Source organism: Streptomyces sp. x-19 (genome assembly GCF_046549115.1).
Taxonomy (GTDB): domain Bacteria; phylum Actinomycetota; class Actinomycetes; order Streptomycetales; family Streptomycetaceae; genus Streptomyces; species Streptomyces albulus_C.
Map to the genome: position 1 here is coordinate 190,926 of NZ_JAJPWK010000014.1, position 21,148 is coordinate 212,073.

Consider the following 21,148-nt stretch of genomic DNA (forward strand, 5'->3'; position numbering starts at 1 on the left):
GTCAGTTGCTGACATTAGCCTCGAAACATGAGCTCTCAGACCCCGGTCGCCGACGTCGCACCGGAACTTCCCGTACCGGAGCCTCGCAAGGGGTTGCGGGGCCATCCCTGGCTGACTCTCTTCTCCGTCGCCATCGGCGTGATGATGGTGGCGCTCGACGGCACGATCGTCGCCATCGCCAACCCGGCCATCAAGGCGGACCTCAACGCCTCGCTCGCCGACGTGCAGTGGATCACCAACGGCTACATGCTCGCCCTGGCCGTCGCGCTGATCACGGCCGGCAAGCTCGGCGACCGCTTCGGGCACCGACAGACGTTCCTCATCGGCATCGTCGGCTTCGCCGCCGCCTCCGCCGCCATCGGATTCTCCAGCCAGGTCACGCTGGTCATCGTCTTCCGCGTGCTCCAGGGCGTGTTCGGCGCGCTGTTGATGCCCGCCGCGCTGGGTCTGCTGCGCGCCACCTTCCCCGCAGAGAAGCTGAACATGGCCCTCGGCATCTGGGGCATGGTCATCGGCGCCTCGACCGCCGGCGGTCCGATAGTCGGCGGACTGCTCGTCGAGCACGTCAACTGGCAGTCCGTCTTCTTCATCAACGTGCCGGTCGGCGTGCTGGCCCTCGTCCTCGGCCTGGTGATCCTCAAGGACCACCGCGCGGAGAACGCCCCCCGCTCCTTCGACGTCCCCGGCATCGTGCTGCTGTCCGGTGCGATGTTCTGCCTCATCTGGCCGTTGATCAAGGCCACCGAATGGGGCTGGGGCTCCATGACCACCTGGGGCTTCCTGATCGGCGCGGTCGTCCTCTTCGCGCTCTTCGCCGTCCTGGAGAGCAAGGTCCGCGAGCCGCTGATCCCGCTGCGGATGTTCCGTTCGGTGCCGCTGACCGCCGGCACGGTCCTGATGGTGCTGATGGCCTTCGCCTTCATGGGCGGCCTGTTCTTCGTGACGTTCTACCTCCAGAACGTCCACGGCATGAGCCCCGTCGACAGCGGACTGCACCTGCTCCCGCTGACCGGCATGATGATCGTCGGCTCGCCGCTCGCGGGCGCGCTGATCACCAAGTTCGGCCCGCGCATCCCGCTGGTCGGCGGCATGGTCATCACGGCCGTCGCGATGTACGGCATGTCCGGGCTGGACGCCGGCACCACCACCGGCCCGATGTCCGTCTGGTTCGCCCTGCTCGGCCTGGGCCTCGCGCCCGTCATGGTCGGCGCCACCGAGGTCATCGTGGGCAACGCCCCGCTGGAGCTCTCCGGCGTCGCCGGCGGTCTGCAGCAGGCCGCGATGCAGGTCGGCGGCAGCCTGGGCACCGCCGTGCTCGGCGCCGTGATGGCCTCCCGCGTCGACCACGACCTCCCGGGCAACTGGCAGAAGGCCGGCCTCCCGCCGCTGCCGCCCGAGAAGCAGTCCCTGGTCTCCGACGCCGTCTCGGCGGGCATCGCCCCGGTGCCGAAGGGCACCCCGAAGCCGTTCGCCGAGAAGATCGTCGCGGTCGCCCACGACACCTTCGTCTCCGGCATGGGACTGGCCTTCTCCGTCGCCTGCGGCGTGGCGGTCCTCGCCGCCGTCGTCGCGCTCTTCACCAAGCGCGGGGCGAACGCTTCGGCGGGCGCCGGCGTCGGCCACATCTGACCCTCGGCGCCACGGAGTTCCGCGGCGTCACCCGGTCCGCCCCAGCGGCGCGCGACCGGCCGAACCACCCCCTCGGCCGGTCGCGCGCCGCTTCGCGTTCCCACGCCTTCGACCGGGCCCGCGACGGCCCGCCGCCGTCAACCCCCGTCCCGCCCCCGCCCGTCGTCGACAACCGCCGCCGCCCAAGCCCCAGTTGGCCTCCGGCGTGGGGCCACATCCCTCATCCGGATGACGCGAACCGGGAACCGACCGGCCCGGTCCCCTCCTCCTGGCCGACGGGCCCGCCCGCGCCCCTTGCCGCGCCCGCGAGGAACGGTTTCCGCGCCCCGCCCGCGCCCGACACGGCACGTCAACTCCGTGCACCGACGGGTGCGTTCAGGCCCTGGGCGTCGTCCACCTCCCTGATCCGGGTGGAGCATCCGCGCCGGGCTTGGCGGAGCCGCCCGCTCCGCCGCACGCTCGAACCCGAAGCCGCGACGGGCACCGGCCCGCCGCGGACACCAACGCCGTGGCCCGCGCCGAGACCCGCGCGCCCCGCCACGGCCCGACACGGGGGAGCGACTTCATGCGCCACCACACGTCCGGCACGTCCCGCACCGTCCGCCGCACCGCACTGGTCACCGGCCTCGCCGCGCTGGCCGCGACGCTCGCCACGCCCTGGTCCGCGGGCGCCCCGGTCGCCCACGCGGCCGGCGGCGGCCGCAGCACCGCCGCGTCCGGCGACTGCTCGGCCGGCCAGTTGTGCCTGTGGTCGAAGCCGGAATTCGGCGGCCGGCGACAGACCCACGAACTGTCCGGCACCGACATCGAGAGCTGCGTGACCCTCCCCGAGGGGACGACCGCCGCCTCGCTCGCCAACCGCACCGGCCGTCCGGTCACCACCTACCAGAGCGCCGTCTGCGCCGAGACCGGCGAGTTCGACACCTATCCGGGCGGCGGCAGCTGGGTGCCCCGTTCGCCGTACCAGGTAAGGGCGTTCAAGCTGTGGGAGCACTGAGCGGTCCGTCCCGGGCGGACGCACCGCGCCCCCCGACCGGCGTGCTTCGCCGGTCGGGGGGCGCGGGGGAGACGGTGCGGCGGACCGCCGCGGAGAGGTCAGGCGTCGCCGCCGGCCTCACCCGCGTCGGCGGCCGTCACGTCCAGCAACTGGTAGCGGTCGATGGCCTGCTTGAGCAGCGAGCGGTCGACCTTGCCCTCCCTGGCCAGCTCGGTCAGCACGCCCAGCACGATCGACTGGGTGTCGATGTGGAAGAAGCGGCGGGCGGCACCGCGGGTGTCCGCGAAGCCGAAGCCGTCGGCGCCCAGCGACTGGTAGGTGCCGGGCACCCAGCGCGCGATCTGGTCCGGGACGGAACGCATCCAGTCCGAGACGGCGACCTTCGGGCCCTCGGCGCCCTGGAGCTTCTGCGTCACGTACGGGACGCGCTGCTCCTCCTCCGGGTGGAGCAGGTTGTGCTCCTCGACCTCCACCGCCTCGCGGCGCAGCTCGTTCCAGGAGGTCGCCGACCACACGTCGGCCTTGACGTTCCACTCGTCGGCGAGGATCTGCTGGGCCTCCACGGCCCACGGCACGGCGACGCCCGAGGCGAGGATCTGGGCCCGGTGCTCGCCCTTCTCGCCCGCCTTGATCCGGTGCAGACCCTTGAGGATGCCCTCGACGTCGACGTCCGCCGGCTCGGCCGGGTGCAGGATCGGCTCGTTGTAGACGGTCAGGTAGTAGAAGACGTCCTCGCCCGGCTTGCCGTCGGCGGTCTCGCCGTACATCCGGCGCAGACCGTCCCGGACGATGTGCGCGATCTCGTAGCCGAAGGCCGGGTCGTAGGCGACGCAGGCCGGGTTGGTCGAGGCCAGCAGATGGGAGTGGCCGTCGGCGTGCTGGAGGCCCTCACCGGTCAGCGTGGTGCGGCCGGCGGTGGCGCCGAGCACGAAGCCGCGGGAGAGCTGGTCGGCCATCTGCCAGAACTGGTCGCCGGTCCGCTGGAAGCCGAACATCGAGTAGAAGACGTAGACCGGGATCAGCGGCTCGCCGTGGGTGGCGTAGGCGGAGCCCGCGGCGATCAGCGACGCGGTGCAGCCGGCCTCGGTGATGCCGTCGTGCAGCATCTGACCGGTCGGCGACTCCTTGTAGGCCAGCAGCAGTTCGCGGTCCACCGACTCGTAGACCTGGCCCAGCGGGTTGTAGATCTTGGCCGACGGGAAGAACGCGTCCATGCCGAAGGTGCGGTACTCGTCTGGCGCGATCGGCACGAAGCGCTTGCCGATCTCCTTGTCCCGCATCAGGTCCTTCAGGATGCGGACGAACGCCATGGTCGTGGCGATCTTCTGCTGTCCCGAACCCTTCTTGGCGGTGGCGTACGCCTTGTCGCCGGGCAGCTCCAGCGGCTTGGCGCGCACGACCCGGGTCGGCACGTAACCGCCCAGCCCGTGGCGGCGGTCGTGCATGTACTGGATCTCCTCGGACTTCGGGCCCGGGTGGTAGTACGGCGGCAGGCCGTCCTCCAGGTCCTTGTCCGGGATCGGCAGGTGCAGCCGGTCACGGAAGCGCTTGAGGTCCTCGACCGTCAGCTTCTTCATCTGGTGCGTGGCGTTGCGGCCCTCGAAGTTCGGGCCGAGGGTCCAGCCCTTGACGGTCTGGGCCAGGATCACGGTCGGCTGGCCCTTGTGGGCCTTGGCCGCCGCGTAGGCCGCGAAGATCTTGCGGTGGTCGTGACCACCACGGCCCAGGTGCAGGATCTGATCGTCGGTCATGTTCTCGACCATCGCGCGCAGTCGGTGGTCGTCACCGAAGAAGTGCTCGCGGATGTACGCACCGGTCTCGGTGGCGTAGGTCTGGAACTGGCCGTCGGGGGTGGTGTTGAGCTTGTTGACCAGGATGCCGTCGCGGTCCTGCGCCAGCAGCGGGTCCCAGCTCCGGTCCCAGACCAGCTTGATCACGTTCCAGCCGGCGCCGCGGAACTGCGACTCCAGCTCCTGCATGACCTTGCCGTTGCCGCGGACCGGGCCGTCCAGGCGCTGGAGGTTGCAGTTGACGACGAAGGTCAGGTTGTCCAGGCCCTCGCGGGCGGCGATGGACAGCTGGCCGAGCGACTCCGGCTCGTCCATCTCGCCGTCGCCGAGGAAGGCCCACACGTGCGACTTGGAGGTGTCGGCGATGCCGCGGGCCGCCATGTAGCGGTTCATCCGGGCCTGGTAGATCGCACCGAGCGGGCCGAGGCCCATCGAGACGGTCGGGAACTCCCAGAAGTCCGGCATCAGCCGCGGGTGCGGGTAGCTGGAGAGGCCGTCGGGGGCCTTGGACTTCTCCTGGCGGAAGGCGTCCAGCTGGCCCTCGCTCAGCCGGTCCAGCAGGTAGGCGCGGGCGTAGATGCCGGGGGAGGCGTGGCCCTGGAAGAAGACCTGGTCGCCGCCGTCGCCCTCGTCCTTGCCGCGGAAGAAGTGGTTGAAGCCCACGTCGTACAGCGAGGCCGAGGAGGCGAAGGTGGCGATGTGGCCGCCGACGCCGATGCCCGGGCGCTGGGCGCGCGAGACCATCACGGCGGCGTTCCACCGGGTCGCGTTGAGGACCTTGCGCTCGATCTCCTCGTTGCCCGGGAAGAACGGCTCGTCCTTGGTCGCGATGGTGTTGACGTAGTCCGTGCTGCGCATCTCGGGCACGGCCACCCGCCGCTCGCGGGCGCGCTCGATCAGGCGGAGCATGAGGTAGCGGGCACGTTCCCGGCCTCGCTCGTCGACGGCCGCGTCGAGCGAGTCGAGCCATTCCTGGGTCTCTTCGGGATCGAAGTCCGGGACCTGGCTGGGAAGGCCGCCAATGATGATCGGGTTTCGATCGGATCCGGAAGCCACGCTGTTCCTTCGTGTTGGGTTCGTATCGTGCTCTGCCTGCTACTGCCGCTGCGCACGGGGACGAAAGCTGTCTGTGCCTTGTGTCGCGCCGTCTTCCATCGTGTACCGAGCCACTGGGATACGTCACCTCTACCGATGGGTAACCACCCGCTGAGAGAGGGCGCGGAAAGGGCCGAGTCCTGGGGCCGGCCAAATCGCAACCATACGCCCATCTCGAACGGCCGCGGCGTGCGGCCGGGCAGCTCCGGCCGGGGGAGTCACGCCGCTCCGATACCCTGCGCGGAGGCCATTCCTTCCCGCCTACCCCATATACCCGGCACAATGCTGTGGTGCGTATCACTTCATGGTGTCCTGGTGGGGGCCGGGCCACGGCGCTGGGCCCGTCGATCGTCACCGTTTCGGCGGTCTCGACCGCCGGGTACTTGCGCGATCCGCCCGGCACGTGTGGACTACGGCCAATGCTCCGCGCACGCGCGGAGTCCCCGAGTACTTTCCGAAACATGACAGGAGGCAATCCGTGAGCGCGACCGCGGACCACGCGGAGGAGCGGACCAACCCTGCGACCAAGCTGGGGTTCGAGCCCGGACAGGTGGTCCAGGAGATCGGCTACGACGAGGACGTCGAGCAGGAGCTCCGCGAAGGCATCGAGGCCATCATCGGCCAGGAACTCGAGGACGAGGACTACGACGATGTCGCTGATGTCGTCGTCCTGTGGTTCCGAGACGACGACGGTGATCTCACGGACGCGCTGGTGGACGCCATCGGTCTGATCGACGAAGGCGGCCAGATCTGGCTGCTGACGCCCAAGACGGGCCGCGACGGCTACATCGAGCCGAGCGACATCAACGAGGCCGCACAGACCTCGGGTCTGTCGCAGACCCGGAGCATCAACGCCGGCAAGGACTGGACCGGCAGCCGGCTGATCTCGCCCAAGCGCTGACCGGCCGCATCACCTCACGTCCTCGCCGAGCCCCTTCCGGAGCCCTCCGGAAGGGGCTCGGCGCAGTTCAGGCGCGGTGCGCCGGCCCTGCGGGCCGGCGCGTAGGGTGGTCTGCGTCCAGGACAGAGTGAGGCGGGAAGGAAGCAGCCCCATGGCGATCGAGGTCGGCACCGAAGCCCCGGATTTCGCGCTGCGGAACCAGCACGGCGAGCTGGTGCGGCTCTCCGACTTCCGCGGTGAGAAGAACGTCGTCCTGCTCTTCTACCCGTTCGCCTTCACCGGCGTGTGCACCGGCGAGCTCTGCGCGCTCCGCGACGAGCTGCCGAGGTTCGTCAACGACGACGTGCAGCTGCTGGCCGTCTCCAACGACTCGCCGTTCTCGCTGCGGGTCTTCTCCGACCAGGAGAGCCTGGGGTACCCGCTGCTGTCGGACTTCTGGCCGCACGGCGAGGTCTCCACCGCGTACGGCGTCTTCGACGACGAGAAGGGCTGCGCGGTCCGCGGCACCTTCGTCATCGACAAGGAGGGCGTGGTGCGCTGGACGATCGTCAACGGCCTGCCCGACGCCCGGGACCTGAACGACTACGTCAAGGCGCTCGAAGCCCTCTAGGCCCGGCGCGGCCCTCGGGGTGCGTCGTGGTGTGCGGGGCGCCCGGGCGGACATCCGTCAAGATCCATGTGCGTTATCTGCAATCGGCGGGAACCGGTCACTAGGATCAAATCGTTGATCCGATGCCATGCACGATGGGGGCGCACATCATGACGTACCCCTCGAATCTACGGGAGGACTCGTGGGAGTCAGCCTCAGCAAGGGCGGCAACGTCTCGCTGACGAAGGAAGCCCCCAATCTGACCGCCGTTCTCGTCGGTCTGGGCTGGGACGCGCGTACCACCACCGGTACGGACTTCGACCTGGACGCCAGCGCCCTGCTGACGAATGACCAGGGCAAGGTCGCCAACGACCAGAACTTCGTGTTCTTCAACAACCTCAAGAGCCCGTGCGGTTCGGTCGAGCACACCGGTGACAACACCACCGGTGAGGGCGAGGGCGACGACGAGGCCATCAAGGTGAACCTCGCCGGTGTCCCCGCCGACGTCCACAAGATCGTGTTCCCGGTGTCGATCTACGACGCCGAGACCCGCCAGCAGAGCTTCGGCCAGGTGCGCAACGCCTACATCCGCGTGGTCAACCAGGCCGACGGCAACGAGCTGGCGCGTTACGACCTGAGCGAGGACGCCTCGACCGAGACTGCCATGGTCTTCGGCGAGCTGTACCGCAACGGCGCGGAGTGGAAGTTCCGCGCCATCGGCCAGGGCTACGCCTCGGGCCTGCGCGGCATCGCGCAGGACTTCGGCGTCAACGTCTGAGCGCACGGCGCGACCGCGTCCGGCGCCGTACGCCCCCGTCCGGGGAGTGCGGCGCCGGGTGCGTTTCCGGGGCGTGCGCCGCGCCCCGCACCGATACCGGGGAGGAAGCGAACACCATGGGCGTCACGCTCGCCAAGGGGGGCAACGTCTCCCTTTCCAAGGCGGCTCCGAACCTCACGCAGATCACGGTCGGTCTCGGCTGGGACGCGCGGTCCACGACCGGAGCCGCATTCGACCTCGACGCCAGCGCGCTGCTGTGCGCGTCGGGCCGGGTGCTGGGGGACGAGTACTTCGTCTTCTACAACAACCTCAAGAGTCCCGAGGGCTCCGTGGAGCACACCGGTGACAACCTCACCGGTGAAGGGGACGGGGACGACGAGACGATCCTCGTCGACCTCACCCAGGTCCCCGAGCACGTCGAGACGATCGTCTTCCCGGTCTCGATCCACGATGCCGATCTGCGGGGCCAGAGCTTCGGGCAGGTCAGCAACGCCTACATCCGGATCGTCAACCAGGCCGACGGCAGCGAACTCGCCCGCTACGACCTCAGCGAGGACGCCGCCGGCGAAACCGCGATGATCTTCGGGGAGGTCTACCGCCGCAACGGCGAATGGAAGTTCCGGGCAGTGGGCCAGGGCTACGCGTCCGGCCTGCGCGGCATCGCCCTGGACTTCGGGGTCAACGTCTCGTAGCCGGTCGACGGCGCCGCTCGGTCGGCGGTGCGGGGACGACGGGCCAGCCGCCCGCGCTCGGCGGGCGGCCCGCCCGCCGCCCCGCCGCCGTCGAAAACGTCGCGCGCGGGCCGGACCTGCGGCTCCGTGAACGGGCAGGGGCCGAGCGCGCCGGCGGGAAAGTCGTCGCTCTACACTTCGGGGTCAACGTTTCGTAAAGCGCCGCGCACTGCGCGCGGGGGACCCACACAGCGAAGGATTGGGTAGGCAGTGCTCCTGAAAACCTTTGGCTGGTCGTTCGCCATCACGGTGCTCGGCCTCGGCCTGGCCGGCGTCCTCTGGGGGTGGCAGGGGCTCGCGATCGTCGGGATCCTGTCCATCCTGGAGATCTCGCTGTCCTTCGACAACGCGGTCATCAACGCCGGCATCCTGCGCAAGATGAACGCCTTCTGGCAGAAGATCTTCCTCACCGTCGGCATCCTCGTCGCGGTGTTCGGCATGCGGCTGGTCTTCCCGGTGGTCATCGTCGCGATCACCGCGAAGATGGGGCCGATCGAGGCGGTCCAGCTCGCCGTCAACAACAAGGCGCACTACGAGGAACTGGTCACCAGCGCCCACCCGGCCATCGCGGCCTTCGGCGGCATCTTCCTGCTGATGATCTTCCTCGACTTCATCTTCGAGGACCGCGACTACAAGTGGCTGTCGTGGATCGAGAAGCCGCTCGCCCGGATCGGCAAGCTCGACACCCTCTCCATCATCGTCGCGCTGGTGGTCCTGCTGGTCAGCGCCATGACGGTGGCGCCGCACGCCGCGCACGGCGGCGGGGACAAGACCACCACGGTCCTGCTCTCCGGCATCGCGGGCCTGATCACCTACCTCGTCGTCGGCGGGATCTCCGGCTACTTCGAAGGCCGACTGGAGGACGAGGACGAGGACTCCGCGGACGGCGCCGAGCCGGCCGCGGTGGAGAAGAAGGGCGGCGGGACCGGCGCGGCGGTGGGCCTGGCCGGCAAGGCCGCGTTCTTCATGTTCCTCTACCTGGAGGTCATCGACGCCTCGTTCTCCTTCGACGGTGTCATCGGCGCGTTCGCCATCACCAACGACATCTTCGAGATGGCCCTGGGTCTGGGCATCGGCGCGATGTACATCCGCTCGCTGACCGTCTTCCTGGTCCGCAAGGGGACCCTGGACGACTACGTCTACCTGGAGCACGGTGCGCACTACGCCATCGGCGCGCTGGGCGTCATCCTGCTCGTCACGATCCGCTACGAGATCAACGAGGTCATCACCGGCCTGGTCGGCATCGTCCTGATCGGGCTGTCCTTCGGCTCGTCGGTGCTGCGCAACCGGCGCGAGGGCAAGCCGGGGGCCCAGTCGTCGGCGCAGTCGGAAGTGACGTCCGGAGTGTGACGGACCTCTGATTGAGGAACGCTTTTCTGCGGGGCGGCCACGGGACACACACCCACTGGCCGCCCCGCACCGGTAGGAGCCACAACGAGGGGGTGGGCACAGTGTCGTTCCTGGGGAACATGTGGCGCGGCAACGCGCCGAGGTTCGACGGCGGTGGCGCGTCGTACGTCGTCGAGCTGACGAAGCGCAATCCGGTCGTCTCGCTGACGAAGCAGGGGGCGGCCAACGGCCATCTGCGGGTCAACCTGAGCTGGCAGATGAGGACCTCGGACTTCGGCGAGCGGGGGCAGCGCTCGGGCAGTCTGCTGCGCAACCCGAGCAAGCTCTTCCGGCCCGAGATCGTGCAGGCCCAGGGCCCGGCCGTGGTCAACGTCGACCTCGACCTGGCCTGCATGTACGAGCTCGCGGACGGCAGCAAGGGCGTGGTGCAACCGCTGGGCGACTTCCTCGGTGACCTCAACGCCGCGCCGTTCGTCAAGCTCAGCGGCGACGACCGGTTCGGTTCCGGTTCCGGCGAGACGCTGTACGTCAACCTGGACCACCGCGACGAGATCAAGCGACTGCTGATCTTCGTCTACATCTACGACGGGACCCCGGCGTTCGACCGCACGCACGCGGTGGTGACGCTCTACCCGAGCAGCGGGCCGCGGGTCGAGGTCAAGCTGGACGAGCGGGCGCCGCAGGCCCGGTCCTGCGCCATCTTCATGTTGGAGAACGGCAAGGACGGGCTGACCGTGCGCCGCGAGGTGAAGTACGTCTACGGCTTCCAGGCCGAGTTGGACCGGATGTACGGCTGGGGTCTCCAGTGGGGCCGCGGCTACAAGTCGAAGGTCTGAGACGAACCGAGGGGCTCGGGGGACGTTCGGTGCGGCCGGGGCGTCGGGACGCGCGCGCGTGCCCGGCGCCCCGGCCGTCTCCGGTGCGTCAGCGGCGCTGGAACTGCGGCCCCTGGGGCGGCAGGACGAACGCCGGGTCGGGCACGAACGGCTGCGGCGGCTGCGCCGGGTAGCCGTACGCCGGGACCGGCTGCTGCGGCGGGTACGACGGCTGTTGCGGCGGCGGGCCCGGATAGCCGTAGCCGTGGGCGCCGGTCTGGGCGGGGGGCTGTGACGGCGGGGGCGGGACGTTGGCCGGGTAGCCGTAGCCGCCGGTCGGGGCCGGCGGCAGCGGGGCGGCGGAGAACGGCTCCGGCATACCGTCCGGCACGTGCTGGGTGACCGCCTGCGGATCCGACCGGGGGCCGCCGGCCTCCTCGGGCCAGGCGCCGGGCGGCGGCGAGACCGGGCCGGACGGGGTGGGGCCCGGCGGGGTGGCGGGGCGTTCGACGGCCGCGGTGGGGTCCTCGCTCTGTGGGTGGGCGCTGGACGCCTCGGGGGAGGGCGCGTCGGCGGCCGGCGGGTGGGGGGTGGACGCCTCCTGCGCCGCGCGGGCCGTGCGGGCCGTCCGACTGGTGGGCGGGTCGTTCTCGTCCACCGAGATGCCGAATTCCGTGGCCAGGCCGATCAGCCCGCTCTCGTAGCCCTGGCCCAGCGCCCGGAACTTCCAGCTGTCGCCGCGGCGGTACAACTCCCCGCAGATCAGTGCGGTCTCCTCGCCCGTCTCGGGCACCACGTCGAAGACCGCCAGGGGGTCCGTGCCGTCCGTCGTCGCGTCGTACAGCAGCACCCGCAGGTCCGTCACGCCGGCGAACGGGCCGCCGTCCGAGGAGGCGGCCAGCACCACCCGGGCCACCGACGCGTCGAGCGGCGTCAGCTCCGCCTCGATGGTGTCGGTCAGGGACTCGGACAGCCGGGACTTGGGCAGGTGCCGGACCAGGCCGCTGGGGTGTCGCGGCTGGTTGTAGAAGACGAAGTCCTCGTCGGAGCGCACGCGCCCGTCCGCTCCCACCAGGAGGGCCGAGGCGTCGACGTCGGGGACGCCGGCGCCCGGCGTCCAGCGCAACACGGCCCTCACGGCCGTGGCGTCGAGGGGTACGTTCGACCCTTTCAGCATCGCGTGCGTCATGCCGCAATCCTGCCTTCCCTCCGGTGGCGGCCACAACGCGGGGGCCGGGCACGGCGCTTCCCGGACACCCGGTGGTCACGTCGCGGGGGCGGGACGGTGGCGAGAATTTCGCGTCCGCGGGAACTTTCGGGACCCCCACGCACGTACGATTACCGGCTGGATCCAGACAGCGAGATGCGGCGGGGGCGCCCGGGTCCCGCTTCTAGACGGGGAGTTGCATGCGTCACTTTGGGCATCTTGCGCCCGACATCCGCAAGACGCTGTTCCACAGGGAGCCGGTGGAGTTCACCGCCGACTCCCCGGCCCGCACGCTCGCGGTCGCCCTCGGTGCCACGCTCTACAGCCCCGCCACCCGCCCCCACCTCGCCGCCGACGTCCGCAAGCAGGTCGCCCGCGGCGTCACGTCCATGGTGCTGTGCCTGGAGGACTCCATAGGCGACGGCGACGTGGCGGCCGGCGAGCGGAACCTCGTCCGGCAGTTCGCCCTGCTCGACGCGGCGGCCGACGGCGGCGAGGACCTGCCGCTGCTCTTCATCCGGGTCCGGGAACCCGGCCAGATACCGGACCTCGTGGGCCGGCTGGGCCCGGCCGTGCGCAGACTGTCCGGATTCGTACTTCCCAAGTTCACCGCGGAGCGCGGCGCGCCCTTCCTGGAGGCGCTGGCCGACGCCGAAACCGCCTGCGGACGGCGGCTGTTCGCCATGCCGGTGCTGGAGTCCCCGCAACTGCTCCACCTGGAGAGCCGTGCCGCGACCCTCGCCGGCATCGCCCGCACCGTCGACGACCACCGCGACCGGGTCCTCGCCCTGCGGCTCGGCGTCACCGACTTCTGCTCCGCCTACGGGCTGCGCCGGGCCCCCGACATGACCGCCTACGACGTGCAGATCGTCGCCTCCGTCATCGCCGACGTGGTCAACGTCCTCGGCCGCGCGGACGGCACCGGCTTCACCGTCACCGGGCCGGTGTGGGAGTACTTCCGGCTGCACGAGCGGATGTTCAAGCCGCAACTGCGCCGCAGCCCGTTCCTGGGGCAGGCCGAGGAACTGCGCACCACCCTGATCGAGCACGACATGGACGGTCTGCTGCGCGAGATCGAGCTGGACCGCGCCAACGGCCTGACCGGCAAGACCTGCATCCACCCCTCGCACGTCGCCCCGGTGCACGCCCTGTCCGTCGTCAGCCACGAGGAGTACTGCGACGCCACCGACATCCTGCGGCCGGAGCGTGGCGACGGCGGGGTGCTGCGCTCCTCGTACACCAACAAGATGAACGAGGTGAAGCCGCACCGGGCCTGGGCCGAGCGGACGCTGCTGCGCGCCGAGGCGTTCGGCGTGGCCCGCGAGGACGTCGGCTTCGTGGAGCTGCTGACCGTGAGCGTGCCGGCCGCCTGAGCGCGGCGGCCCCACCGGACCGAGCGGCGCGCCCGGCTCCGGCGAAGACGACCGCACGACCACTGCACGACCAACGACAAGACCACCGAACGACCAACGGCAAGAGCAACGGCATGAACGACGACACGGACGCGATGACGCAGGAGACACGGCACGTGGTGTGGACGGGAGAATGGGTCGCCGAACGGCTCGGCGTCACGCTGCACGGCGGGGACGAGCTGCCGGACCTGCTCGGGCTGGCGCTGCGGCGCAACCCCAAGCGGGCCCACCTGCTGGTCTCCAAGGTGCTCGGCAAGCACGTGCCGCAGCGGCCGGACGTGGTGCACGGCGCCGGCGTCGGGCTGGGCCGGCGGGTCCGCGCCCTGCTCGGCGACGAGGACGCCGCCCGCGCCGTCGTCCTGGGCTACGCCGAGACCGCCACCGGGCTCGGCCACTCGGTCGCCGACGGGCTGGCGCTCGCGCCGTACCTGCACTCCACCCGCCGCCCGGTCCCCGGCGTGCCGCACGCCGCCGGCTTCGAGGAGGAGCACAGCCACGCCACCGCGCACCTGCTGCTGCCCGAGGACCGCGCCCTGCTCGCCGGCGACGGCCCCCTGGTCCTCGTCGACGACGAGTTCTCCACCGGGCGCACGGTCCTCAACACCCTCCGCGCGCTGCACGCCCGCCACCCGCGACGGCGGTACGTCGTCGTCGCCCTGGTGGACATGCGCTCCGCCGCGGACCGCGCGCGGCTGGCGGAGTTCGCCGCCGAACTCGGCGCCCGCGTCGACCTCGTCGCCCTGGCCGGCGGCGGCGTCCACCTGCCCGACGACGTCCTGGACCGCGGTCGGGAACTGGTCGCCGCCCACGAGGAGCCCCCCGCGCCCCCCGGCGACGGCCGGTCCACGCCCGCGCGCCCGGTGCGCGTCGACCTCGGCTGGCCCGCCGGACTGCCCGACGGCGGGCGCCACGGCTTCACCCCGGCCCACCGCGCGCTCCTGGAGGACCGGCTCCCCGCCATGGCCGCCCGCATCGCGGCGCAGCTCGGCGACGCCCGCCGCGTCCTCGTCCTCGGCAACGAGGAGCTGATGTACGCCCCGCTGCGGCTGGCCGGCGCCCTGGACGCGCTGCTCGCCGAGCACGGCGCGACCGTCCGCTTCTCCACCACCACCCGCTCCCCGGTGCTCGCCGTGGACGACCCCGGCTACGCCATCCGCACCCGCCTCGCGTTCCCCGCCCACGACGCCCCGGCCGACGGCCCCGGAGAGCGCTACGCGTACAACGTCGCCCCCGGCAGCGACCCGGAGCGCCGCTTCGACGCCGTCGTCGCGGTCGTCGACTCGGCCGGCGACCGCCCCGAACTCCACGCCCCCGGCGGCCTCCTGGACCAGCTCGCCGGCCACACCGACCGGCTGCTGCTGGCCGTCGTGCCGTCCCGCACCCCGCGCGGCGCGCTGCCCGGCCCGCTGCGCGGCCCCGCCTTCTCCTCCTACGCCCCCGACGAGGTGGGCTGGCTGCTCCAGGACCTGTCCGACGTCACGCTGGAGGCGCCGACCGAGGAGCGCGAGGAGGCGATCCAGCGCGGCGGCGCCCACTACGCGGAGTCGCTGCCGGTCGAGTACCAGCCCAGCGTCCAGTACCAGGAGCTGTTCCACGCGGCGCTGCGCACCTCCGCCGGCCGGATCGCCCGCGCGGTCGGGACGGTCACCGAGACCGTCCTCGCCGAGCGGGGCCCGCGCCCGGTCCTGGTCTCGCTGGCCCGGGCCGGTACCCCCGTCGGCGTCCTGATGCGCCGCTGGGCCGCGCACGCGCACGGCCTGGAGCTGCCGCACTACGCCGTCTCCATCGTCCGCGGCCGGGGCATCGACACCACCGCCCTGCGCTGGCTCGCCGCCCACCACGACCCGGCGGACGTGGTCTTCGTGGACGGCTGGACGGGCAAGGGCGCCATCACCCGGGAACTCGCCGGGACGCTGGCCGGCCTGCCGGACCTGCCCGGCTTCGACCCGCGGATCGCGGTCCTCGCCGACCCCGGCGGCTGCGTGACGACCTACGGCACCCGCGACGACTTCCTCATCCCGTCGGCCTGCCTCAACTCCACGGTCTCCGGGCTGATCTCACGCACCGTGCTCCGCACCGACCTGGTCGGACCGGACGACTTCCACGGCGCCAAGTTCTACCGCGAACTGGCCGACGGCGACCTGTCGGCGACGTTCCTGGACACCGTCGCCGCCCGGTTCGACGAGGTCGCCGACGCGGTCGCGGCCGACGTCCGGGCGCTGGCGGCCACCGACCGCACCCCGACCTGGGAGGGTTGGGCGGCCGTCGAACGCATCAGTGAGGAGTACGGCATCCACGACGTCAACCTCGTCAAACCCGGTGTCGGCGAGACCACCCGGGTCCTGCTCCGCCGGGTCCCCTGGCGGATCCTCGCCCGGCGCGGCGCCGGCAGCGACCTCGACCACGTCCGCCTGCTGGCCGAGCAACGCGGCGTGCCCGTCGAAGAGGTCGACGAACTCCCCTACACCTGCGTCGGGTTGATCCACCCCCGCTTCACCCGCGGCGCCACCGGTGCCGACGGCAAGGCGGTGGCCTGCTGATGACCGTCCCCGCACCGCTGGTCGCCAGCGACCTGGACCGCACCCTGATCTACTCGGCTGCCGCGCTGTACCTCACCGGCGAGGACGCGGCGGCCCCCCGGCTGCTCTGCGTCGAGGTCTACGAGGGCCGGCCGCTGTCCTACCTGACGGAGACGGCCGCCGCGCTGCTCACCGAAGTCGCCGAGCGCACCACCTTCGTGCCGGCCACCACCCGCACCCGCGAGCAGTACCGGCGCATCCACCTCCCGGGCCCGCCCCCGGAGTTCGCGGTCTGCGCCAACGGCGGACACCTGCTCGTCCGGGGCGAGTCCGACCCGGACTGGCAGCGCACTGTCGCCGCCCGGCTCGCCGCCCGGTGCGCGCCGCTGGACGAGGTCCGCGCCCACCTGGTCCGCACCGCCGACCCGGCCTGGCTGCGCACGGCACGCACCGCCGAGGACCTCTTCGCCTACCTCGTGGTGGAGCGGTCGCTGCTGCCGGAGAGGTGGGTGAAGGACCTCGCCGCGTGGGCGGAGCCGCGCGGCTGGACGATCTCCCTCCAGGGCCGCAAGATCTACGCCGTTCCCCAGCCGCTCACCAAGAGCGCCGCGGTGGCCGAGGTGGCCCGCCGCACCGGCGCCACCGGCATCCTCGCGGCCGGCGACTCGCTGCTCGACACCGACCTGCTGCTGGCCGCGGACCGCGGCTGGCGACCGGGCCACGGCGAACTGGCCGACACCGGCTGGCGGGCCCCGCACGTCACGGCGCTGCGCGAGCGCGGGGTGGCCGCCGGCGAGTTGATCGCCCGCGCCTTCCTGGCCGGCGTCACCGACCCGGGGCGTGCCTGATGACGCCGCCCGGTCGTCGGCAATAGGCTGCCGGCGACTGGGAGGAGACCCCGTGGCCGAGCCCAAGAGCGCCCCGCTCACAGCGGAGCTGTACGACTACGTGTTGGCGCACAACCCACCCCTGGACCCCGCGCTGCAGGAGCTGGCGGACGTCACCAGAGAGCGTTTCCCGGACGCGGCCGGGATGCTGTCGGCCCCGGAGCAGGCGGCACTGCTGGCCTTCCTGGTCCGCCTGATCGGGGCCCGACAGGTGGTCGAGGTGGGGACGTTCACCGGTTTCGCCACCCTCGCCATGGCCCGGGCGCTGCCCGCCGACGGCACGCTGACCGCCTGCGACGTCTCCGAGGAGTGGACCGCCTACGGTCGCGACGCCTGGGCGAAGGCCGGCGTCGCGGACCGGATCCGGCTGCGGATCGCGCCCGCCCTGGAGACCCTCCGGGCGATGCCCACCGAACCGCACCTCGACCTGGTCTACCTCGACGCCGACAAGGGCGGCTACATCGCCTACTGGGAGGAGCTGGTGCCGCGCCTGCGGCCCGGCGGCCTGCTCGTCGCGGACAACGTCCTCTACCACGGCGAGGTCACCGACCCCGCGGCGACCGGACCGGCCCTGGCCATCCGGGAGTTCAACGACCACGTCCTGGAGGACGCGCGCACGGACGCGGTGCTGCTCGCCGTCGCGGACGGCGTGACGCTGGCCCGCAAGCGCTAGCCCGCGGGCCGGCGCCGCGATCAGCCGCAGCAGCCGCCCCCGCAGCAGCCGCCGCCCCCGCCGCCCGACGGGCCGGGGGCGGCCGCGGTCCCCCCGACGGCGACGGCGGACAGCAGCTTCACGGTGTCCTGGTGACCGTCCGGGCAGACGGCCGGCGCGGACGACTCGGCCATCGGCCGGTCGAGCTCGAAGGTGGTCCCGCAGGGGCGGCAGCGGTATTCGTAACGGGGCATGGCCACAGATTAGGGCCTGGTCGCCCGGCCCGGCCCACCGGACGGGACCGGCAGCGGCCTACGGGTGCTCGCGCGCCGACTTGTCGAGCAGCTCCAGCATCGCCATGTACGCCCCGTCCACGTCCCGGTCCCGCACGGCCTCGGCGACCGCCGCGTGCACGGCGTGCGGATGCGTGAAGGAGCCGCCGGAGGCGTACACGTCCCGGCCGCGCTGGATGATCACCGGCACGATCACCCGGTGCATCTGCGCGTAGAAGCGGTTGTTGGAGGCGAGCAGCATCGCGGTGTGGAAGGAGGCGTCGGCGCGGATGAGCAGCACCGGGTCGTCCTCGGTCGCGGACATCGCGCTCAGCGCGGCGCCGAGGGCCTCCAGGTCGTCGTCGGTGCGGCGCTCCGCGGCCAGCGCCGAGGCGGCCGGCTCGATGGACCGGCGCAGTTCGAGCACGTCGGCGAAGAAGTCGGACGAGGCGCCGGCCGCCAGTTTCCAGCGCAGCACGTCGGAGTCGAGGAGGTTCCACTCCTCCCGGGGGCGGACGTAGGTGCCGTGGTTCTGCCGGGTGGCGAGCAGCCCCTTGCCGGTCAGCACCTTGACCGCCTCGCGCAGCACGGTCTGGCTGACGTCCAGTTCCGCCATCAGCTCCGGCACGGTGAGGACGTCGCCCTCGCCGTAGTTGCCCTCGCAGATCCGCTTGGCGAGCGCCTCGACGGCCGAGCCGTGTCGCCCGTGATCCGCGGGCGAAGCGGAATTCCCCAACTGCTCCATGGTCACTCCCCGGTGCCCCGTACGCCCTGGCTCCCCGCCCTCTTCCTCCTACCCCCTTCTTGCTCCCCGCGTCGGCCGTCCGCCCCGGCAACCGTCGGGACGCACCGCGCGGCTGTCCGCCCCTCGGTGCGCCCCGGACGCCCTGGACCGCCGGGCCGGCCGGCGGTCCGTCGACGAGCGGCCCGCCTCACAACTCCTCGGAGCTACCGGCCGGGGGCGCGCCGCCCGGTTTCCCGGCGCCCGCCGCGCCGGCGCCCGCCGCCGGGCCCGCCTCGGAGTGCGCACCGGTGTGCCGGGGGTGCGGGCCGGTGCGGCTGGTGCCGGGGCCGAGCGAGCCCTGCCCGCCGTGCCAGGCGCCCTGCATCCGCACCCGCGCCGACTGCCGTCCGGCCGTCATCCCGGACACCGGGTGCAGCTCCCCGCGCTCGAAGCGTTCGGCCTCCTCCGGGTGCCGGGCGCGCCAGTAGGGGTTGTCGTGCGACAGACCGCCGCTGACCCGTCCGTACATCCCGAACACCAGCAGCAAGAGCCCCACCACGAAGCTGAAGAGCACGTTCTGGATCTTGAAGGCGAGGAAGTTCGCGTCGGTCTGCAACAGCCCGAGGTTCACGAACCCGCTCAGCAGGAACAGCCCGCCGAGCACGATGTTGAGGGTGGAGGCGAAGTTCCCGCCGATCACCATGCCGGCGATGAGCAGCGCACCGACGACGATCGAGAGCACGCTGAGCGCACCGTTGGTGTTCAACCCGGCCGCGGTCGCACCGCCGGTGTCGAAGAACCCGATGTGGTGGGTCAGGCCGAGGACGCCGAACGCGGCCAGCACCAGCCCCATCACGCCCGCGCCGATGCGGTAGACCCGGCTCAGCCGGTGGTCGACGGGCAGGTGCTCGTTGATCTGGGTACGCCGCCGCTTGAACCGGCGGAGGGGGTTCGCGGGCTTGTGCAGCACGTGGCCAGGTGCACCGGTAGCAGCCATGTCCGGCCTCCTTCGCGCAGATGAGCCGCCTGGGCCGTACTCACTCAGGACTCCAGCATCCGACAGGTGGGCCTTTCATGCCATTGCGAGGACGGGCCGACCACCCGCCGTGACCGGCGTCCCCCGGACCCGCCAGGGCACGGCCCGGCGCCCCGCCCCACCTGCCTCGGCTGCCCCGCCGCCGCCTCAGCGACCGCTGGTCGTCGTCCCGCCCCGCTCGTCCCGGATCTCCTGCACCACCCGGGCCGCCGTCTCCCGCACCGCCTCGGTCTCGGTCAGGAAGTGCCACCAGTCGGGATGCCGGCCCTCCAGCCCCTGGACCGCGCGGTCCAACCGGGCCACCGCCTCGTCCAGCGGCCCGGCGTGCCGGGGGTCGGGCGTGCTGCGCCCGGACATCGCCAGCCGCTGCGCGTCCCGGACGGCGAAGCGGGTCCGCTCGACCTCCTGCTGCCGGTCGGCCGCCACCGCGTCCAGCCGCCGCAGGCGGTCCCCGGCCGCCGACACCGCCTCGTCGGTGGTGTTCAGCAGCGCCCGCACCGTCGCCAACCGACTGGTGGCGTCCGCCCAGCGCTGTTCCGTGCGGGCCTGCCCGGCCTCCTGGAGCGCGGCCCGCGCCCGCCCGACCGATTCCACCGCCTGCTCCGGCACGTTCTGGAGGTCCTGCCAACAGGCCGCGCTGTACCGCCGCCGCAGCTCGCTGAGGACCGGGGCGACCTGCTGGGCACGGGTGGTGATGGCCTCCGCGCGGGTGCGCAGCGACACCAGCCGCTTGTCGATCTCCGCGGCGGTCGCCGGCAACCGCTCCGCCTCCGACCGGACCGCCCCGGCCTGCCGCTGCACCTCCTCCGCGCGCTGGATGGTGGCCGGCACCCCGTGCTGGCCGGCCCCCTGATTCAACTTGGTCAGCTCAGGACCGAGCGCCGCCAGCCGGGCCGCGAGGTCGTCCGCCCGCAGGCCCTGCCCCCGCACCGCGTCCAGCGCGTTGCTCGCCGCCAGCAGCGCCTGCCGGGCCTGCTCCACGGCCGGAGCCACCCGCGCCAGCTGCGTCTCGGCGTTCTGCAACAACGGCGTGAGGCTCTGCGCGAACCAGTCCAGCTCCCCGCGGACCCGTTCCAGCTCCTCCCGGGCCCGGGTCAGATCGGCCCGGGCCCGCGCCAGCGCGGCACCGTCGACGTCGTCGCGGTCGAGATCATGGGAGTCGACCGCCGTGATGTACCCCTGGCTGACCTGGTCGATCCGCTGTCCGAAGCTCTCGTACTCCGCGGCGGCCTGCCGGGCCCGCTGGGAGTCGTCGACCGCGGTGATCGTCTCCACCGAGATCCGCAGGTCCCGGTGGGTGCTGTCGAGCTCGTAGAACGCCGCCGCCGCGGCGTCCTTGGCGGCCTGCGCATCGGCCCGCTGGTTCTCCCCGCGCCCGAACCAGCGCCGGGTCCCGCCCCCGGCGAACGCCATCGGCGCCACCGCCACCAGCAGCGGCAACGGCAGCAGGACCAGCCCCACCACGTCCCGGGCCGCCCGGCGTGCCTGGCCCCCGCGGGTGCGACGGCGGATCCCCCGCCCGGACGGCCGCGGCTGCGGCTGCATGTGTGTCGCCGTCACATCCCTCTCCCGATCGGATCGCCCCAGGACCGGCTGCCATTGTCCCACCCACCCCAACGAACATCCCGACCGGTGAGTTCACACGCACCCCACCACCCCACGACCACCCACCCGCCCCGCGAACGCCCCACCGCCCCGGTTCCACCCCTCGATCACGGGTTTGCGGTCCCGGCCCCACGGCAAGGTAGTCTGTCGGCTCGACCG

General features: G+C 72.2%; 18 protein-coding genes. 12 read left to right on the forward strand and 6 right to left on the reverse strand.

Annotated elements, in window-relative coordinates:
- Positions 1-27 precede the first annotated feature (27 nt).
- Both ACLJT4_RS27690 and ACLJT4_RS27695 read left to right on the forward strand, forming a co-directional pair.
- Positions 28-1,629 carry an MFS transporter gene (locus ACLJT4_RS27690; RefSeq protein ID WP_411126221.1) on the forward strand — a complete coding sequence of 534 codons (1,602 nt, stop codon included), beginning with the start codon at positions 28-30 and terminating at the stop codon, positions 1,627-1,629.
- 565 nt (positions 1,630-2,194) lie between these two features.
- Positions 2,195-2,626 (forward strand): peptidase inhibitor family I36 protein, encoded by a 432-nt coding sequence (locus tag ACLJT4_RS27695; RefSeq protein ID WP_411126223.1) that lies wholly within the window; start codon positions 2,195-2,197, stop codon positions 2,624-2,626.
- 98 nt (positions 2,627-2,724) lie between these two features.
- On the opposite strand, the gene aceE is transcribed toward ACLJT4_RS27695, so the two are convergent.
- The gene (aceE, locus tag ACLJT4_RS27700) at positions 2,725-5,472 is read right to left on the reverse strand and encodes a pyruvate dehydrogenase (acetyl-transferring), homodimeric type (protein WP_411126225.1); all 2,748 of its coding nucleotides are present in this window, start codon (positions 5,470-5,472) and stop codon (positions 2,725-2,727) included.
- 517 nt (positions 5,473-5,989) lie between these two features.
- On the opposite strand from aceE, the gene ACLJT4_RS27705 reads away from it, so the two are divergent.
- The 6 genes from ACLJT4_RS27705 (at position 5,990) to ACLJT4_RS27730 (ending at position 10,696) form a co-directional block, all read left to right on the forward strand.
- Positions 5,990-6,412, forward strand: a complete 423-nt coding sequence (locus ACLJT4_RS27705; protein ID WP_016573706.1) for a DUF3052 domain-containing protein — start codon at positions 5,990-5,992, stop codon at positions 6,410-6,412.
- Between the two features lie 151 nt (positions 6,413-6,563).
- Entirely contained in the window at positions 6,564-7,022 is a 459-nt protein-coding gene (locus ACLJT4_RS27710) for a peroxiredoxin (protein WP_411126227.1), read from the forward strand.
- A gap of 181 nt (positions 7,023-7,203) precedes the next feature.
- Positions 7,204-7,779, forward strand: coding sequence for a TerD family protein (locus tag ACLJT4_RS27715; protein ID WP_016573708.1), 576 nt, complete (start codon positions 7,204-7,206; stop codon positions 7,777-7,779).
- A 116-nt stretch (positions 7,780-7,895) separates the two neighbouring features.
- Positions 7,896-8,471, forward strand: coding sequence for a TerD family protein (locus ACLJT4_RS27720; protein WP_411126229.1), 576 nt, complete (start codon positions 7,896-7,898; stop codon positions 8,469-8,471).
- Between the two features lie 249 nt (positions 8,472-8,720).
- Positions 8,721-9,860, forward strand: a complete 1,140-nt coding sequence (locus ACLJT4_RS27725) for a DUF475 domain-containing protein (protein WP_411126231.1) — start codon at positions 8,721-8,723, stop codon at positions 9,858-9,860.
- Between the two features lie 119 nt (positions 9,861-9,979).
- The gene (locus tag ACLJT4_RS27730) at positions 9,980-10,696 is read left to right on the forward strand and encodes a Tellurium resistance (protein WP_411126268.1); all 717 of its coding nucleotides are present in this window, start codon (positions 9,980-9,982) and stop codon (positions 10,694-10,696) included.
- An 88-nt stretch (positions 10,697-10,784) separates the two neighbouring features.
- Here the strand turns inward: ACLJT4_RS27730 and ACLJT4_RS27735 are convergent, their stop codons facing one another.
- Positions 10,785-11,864 carry a TerD family protein gene (locus tag ACLJT4_RS27735; protein ID WP_411126233.1) on the reverse strand — a complete coding sequence of 360 codons (1,080 nt, stop codon included), beginning with the start codon at positions 11,862-11,864 and terminating at the stop codon, positions 10,785-10,787.
- 218 nt (positions 11,865-12,082) lie between these two features.
- Here ACLJT4_RS27735 and ACLJT4_RS27740 point away from each other — a divergent pair, with 218 nt between their 5' ends.
- The 4 genes from ACLJT4_RS27740 (at position 12,083) to ACLJT4_RS27755 (ending at position 17,373) form a co-directional block, all read left to right on the forward strand.
- On the forward strand, positions 12,083-13,255 hold the full coding sequence (locus ACLJT4_RS27740; protein WP_411126235.1) for an HpcH/HpaI aldolase/citrate lyase family protein: 1,173 nt from the start codon (positions 12,083-12,085) through the stop codon (positions 13,253-13,255).
- Positions 13,256-13,368: 113 nt separating this feature from the next.
- Positions 13,369-15,834, forward strand: coding sequence for a phosphoribosyltransferase (locus tag ACLJT4_RS27745; protein ID WP_411126237.1), 2,466 nt, complete (start codon positions 13,369-13,371; stop codon positions 15,832-15,834).
- A complete protein-coding gene (locus ACLJT4_RS27750) occupies positions 15,834-16,661 on the forward strand; it encodes an HAD family hydrolase (protein WP_411126239.1) in 828 nt (275 codons plus the stop codon). Before ACLJT4_RS27745 ends, ACLJT4_RS27750 begins: the two co-directional genes overlap by 1 nt.
- A gap of 52 nt (positions 16,662-16,713) precedes the next feature.
- The gene (locus ACLJT4_RS27755) at positions 16,714-17,373 is read left to right on the forward strand and encodes an O-methyltransferase (protein ID WP_411126241.1); all 660 of its coding nucleotides are present in this window, start codon (positions 16,714-16,716) and stop codon (positions 17,371-17,373) included.
- A gap of 20 nt (positions 17,374-17,393) precedes the next feature.
- Here ACLJT4_RS27755 and ACLJT4_RS27760 read toward each other — a convergent pair whose 3' ends face one another.
- The 4 genes from ACLJT4_RS27760 to ACLJT4_RS27775 form a co-directional block, all read right to left on the reverse strand.
- The gene (locus ACLJT4_RS27760; RefSeq protein ID WP_037633544.1) at positions 17,394-17,606 is read right to left on the reverse strand and encodes an FmdB family zinc ribbon protein; all 213 of its coding nucleotides are present in this window, start codon (positions 17,604-17,606) and stop codon (positions 17,394-17,396) included.
- A 58-nt stretch (positions 17,607-17,664) separates the two neighbouring features.
- The gene (locus ACLJT4_RS27765; protein WP_016576932.1) at positions 17,665-18,369 is read right to left on the reverse strand and encodes a FadR/GntR family transcriptional regulator; all 705 of its coding nucleotides are present in this window, start codon (positions 18,367-18,369) and stop codon (positions 17,665-17,667) included.
- 187 nt (positions 18,370-18,556) lie between these two features.
- Complete coding sequence (locus tag ACLJT4_RS27770; protein WP_411126243.1) at positions 18,557-19,345, reverse strand: DUF4383 domain-containing protein; 789 nt, start codon at positions 19,343-19,345, stop codon at positions 18,557-18,559.
- Positions 19,346-19,531: 186 nt separating this feature from the next.
- Positions 19,532-20,944: a hypothetical protein gene (locus ACLJT4_RS27775; RefSeq protein WP_411126245.1), complete on the reverse strand. Its 1,413-nt coding sequence runs from the start codon at positions 20,942-20,944 to the stop codon at positions 19,532-19,534.
- Between the last annotated feature and the right edge of the window lie 204 nt (positions 20,945-21,148).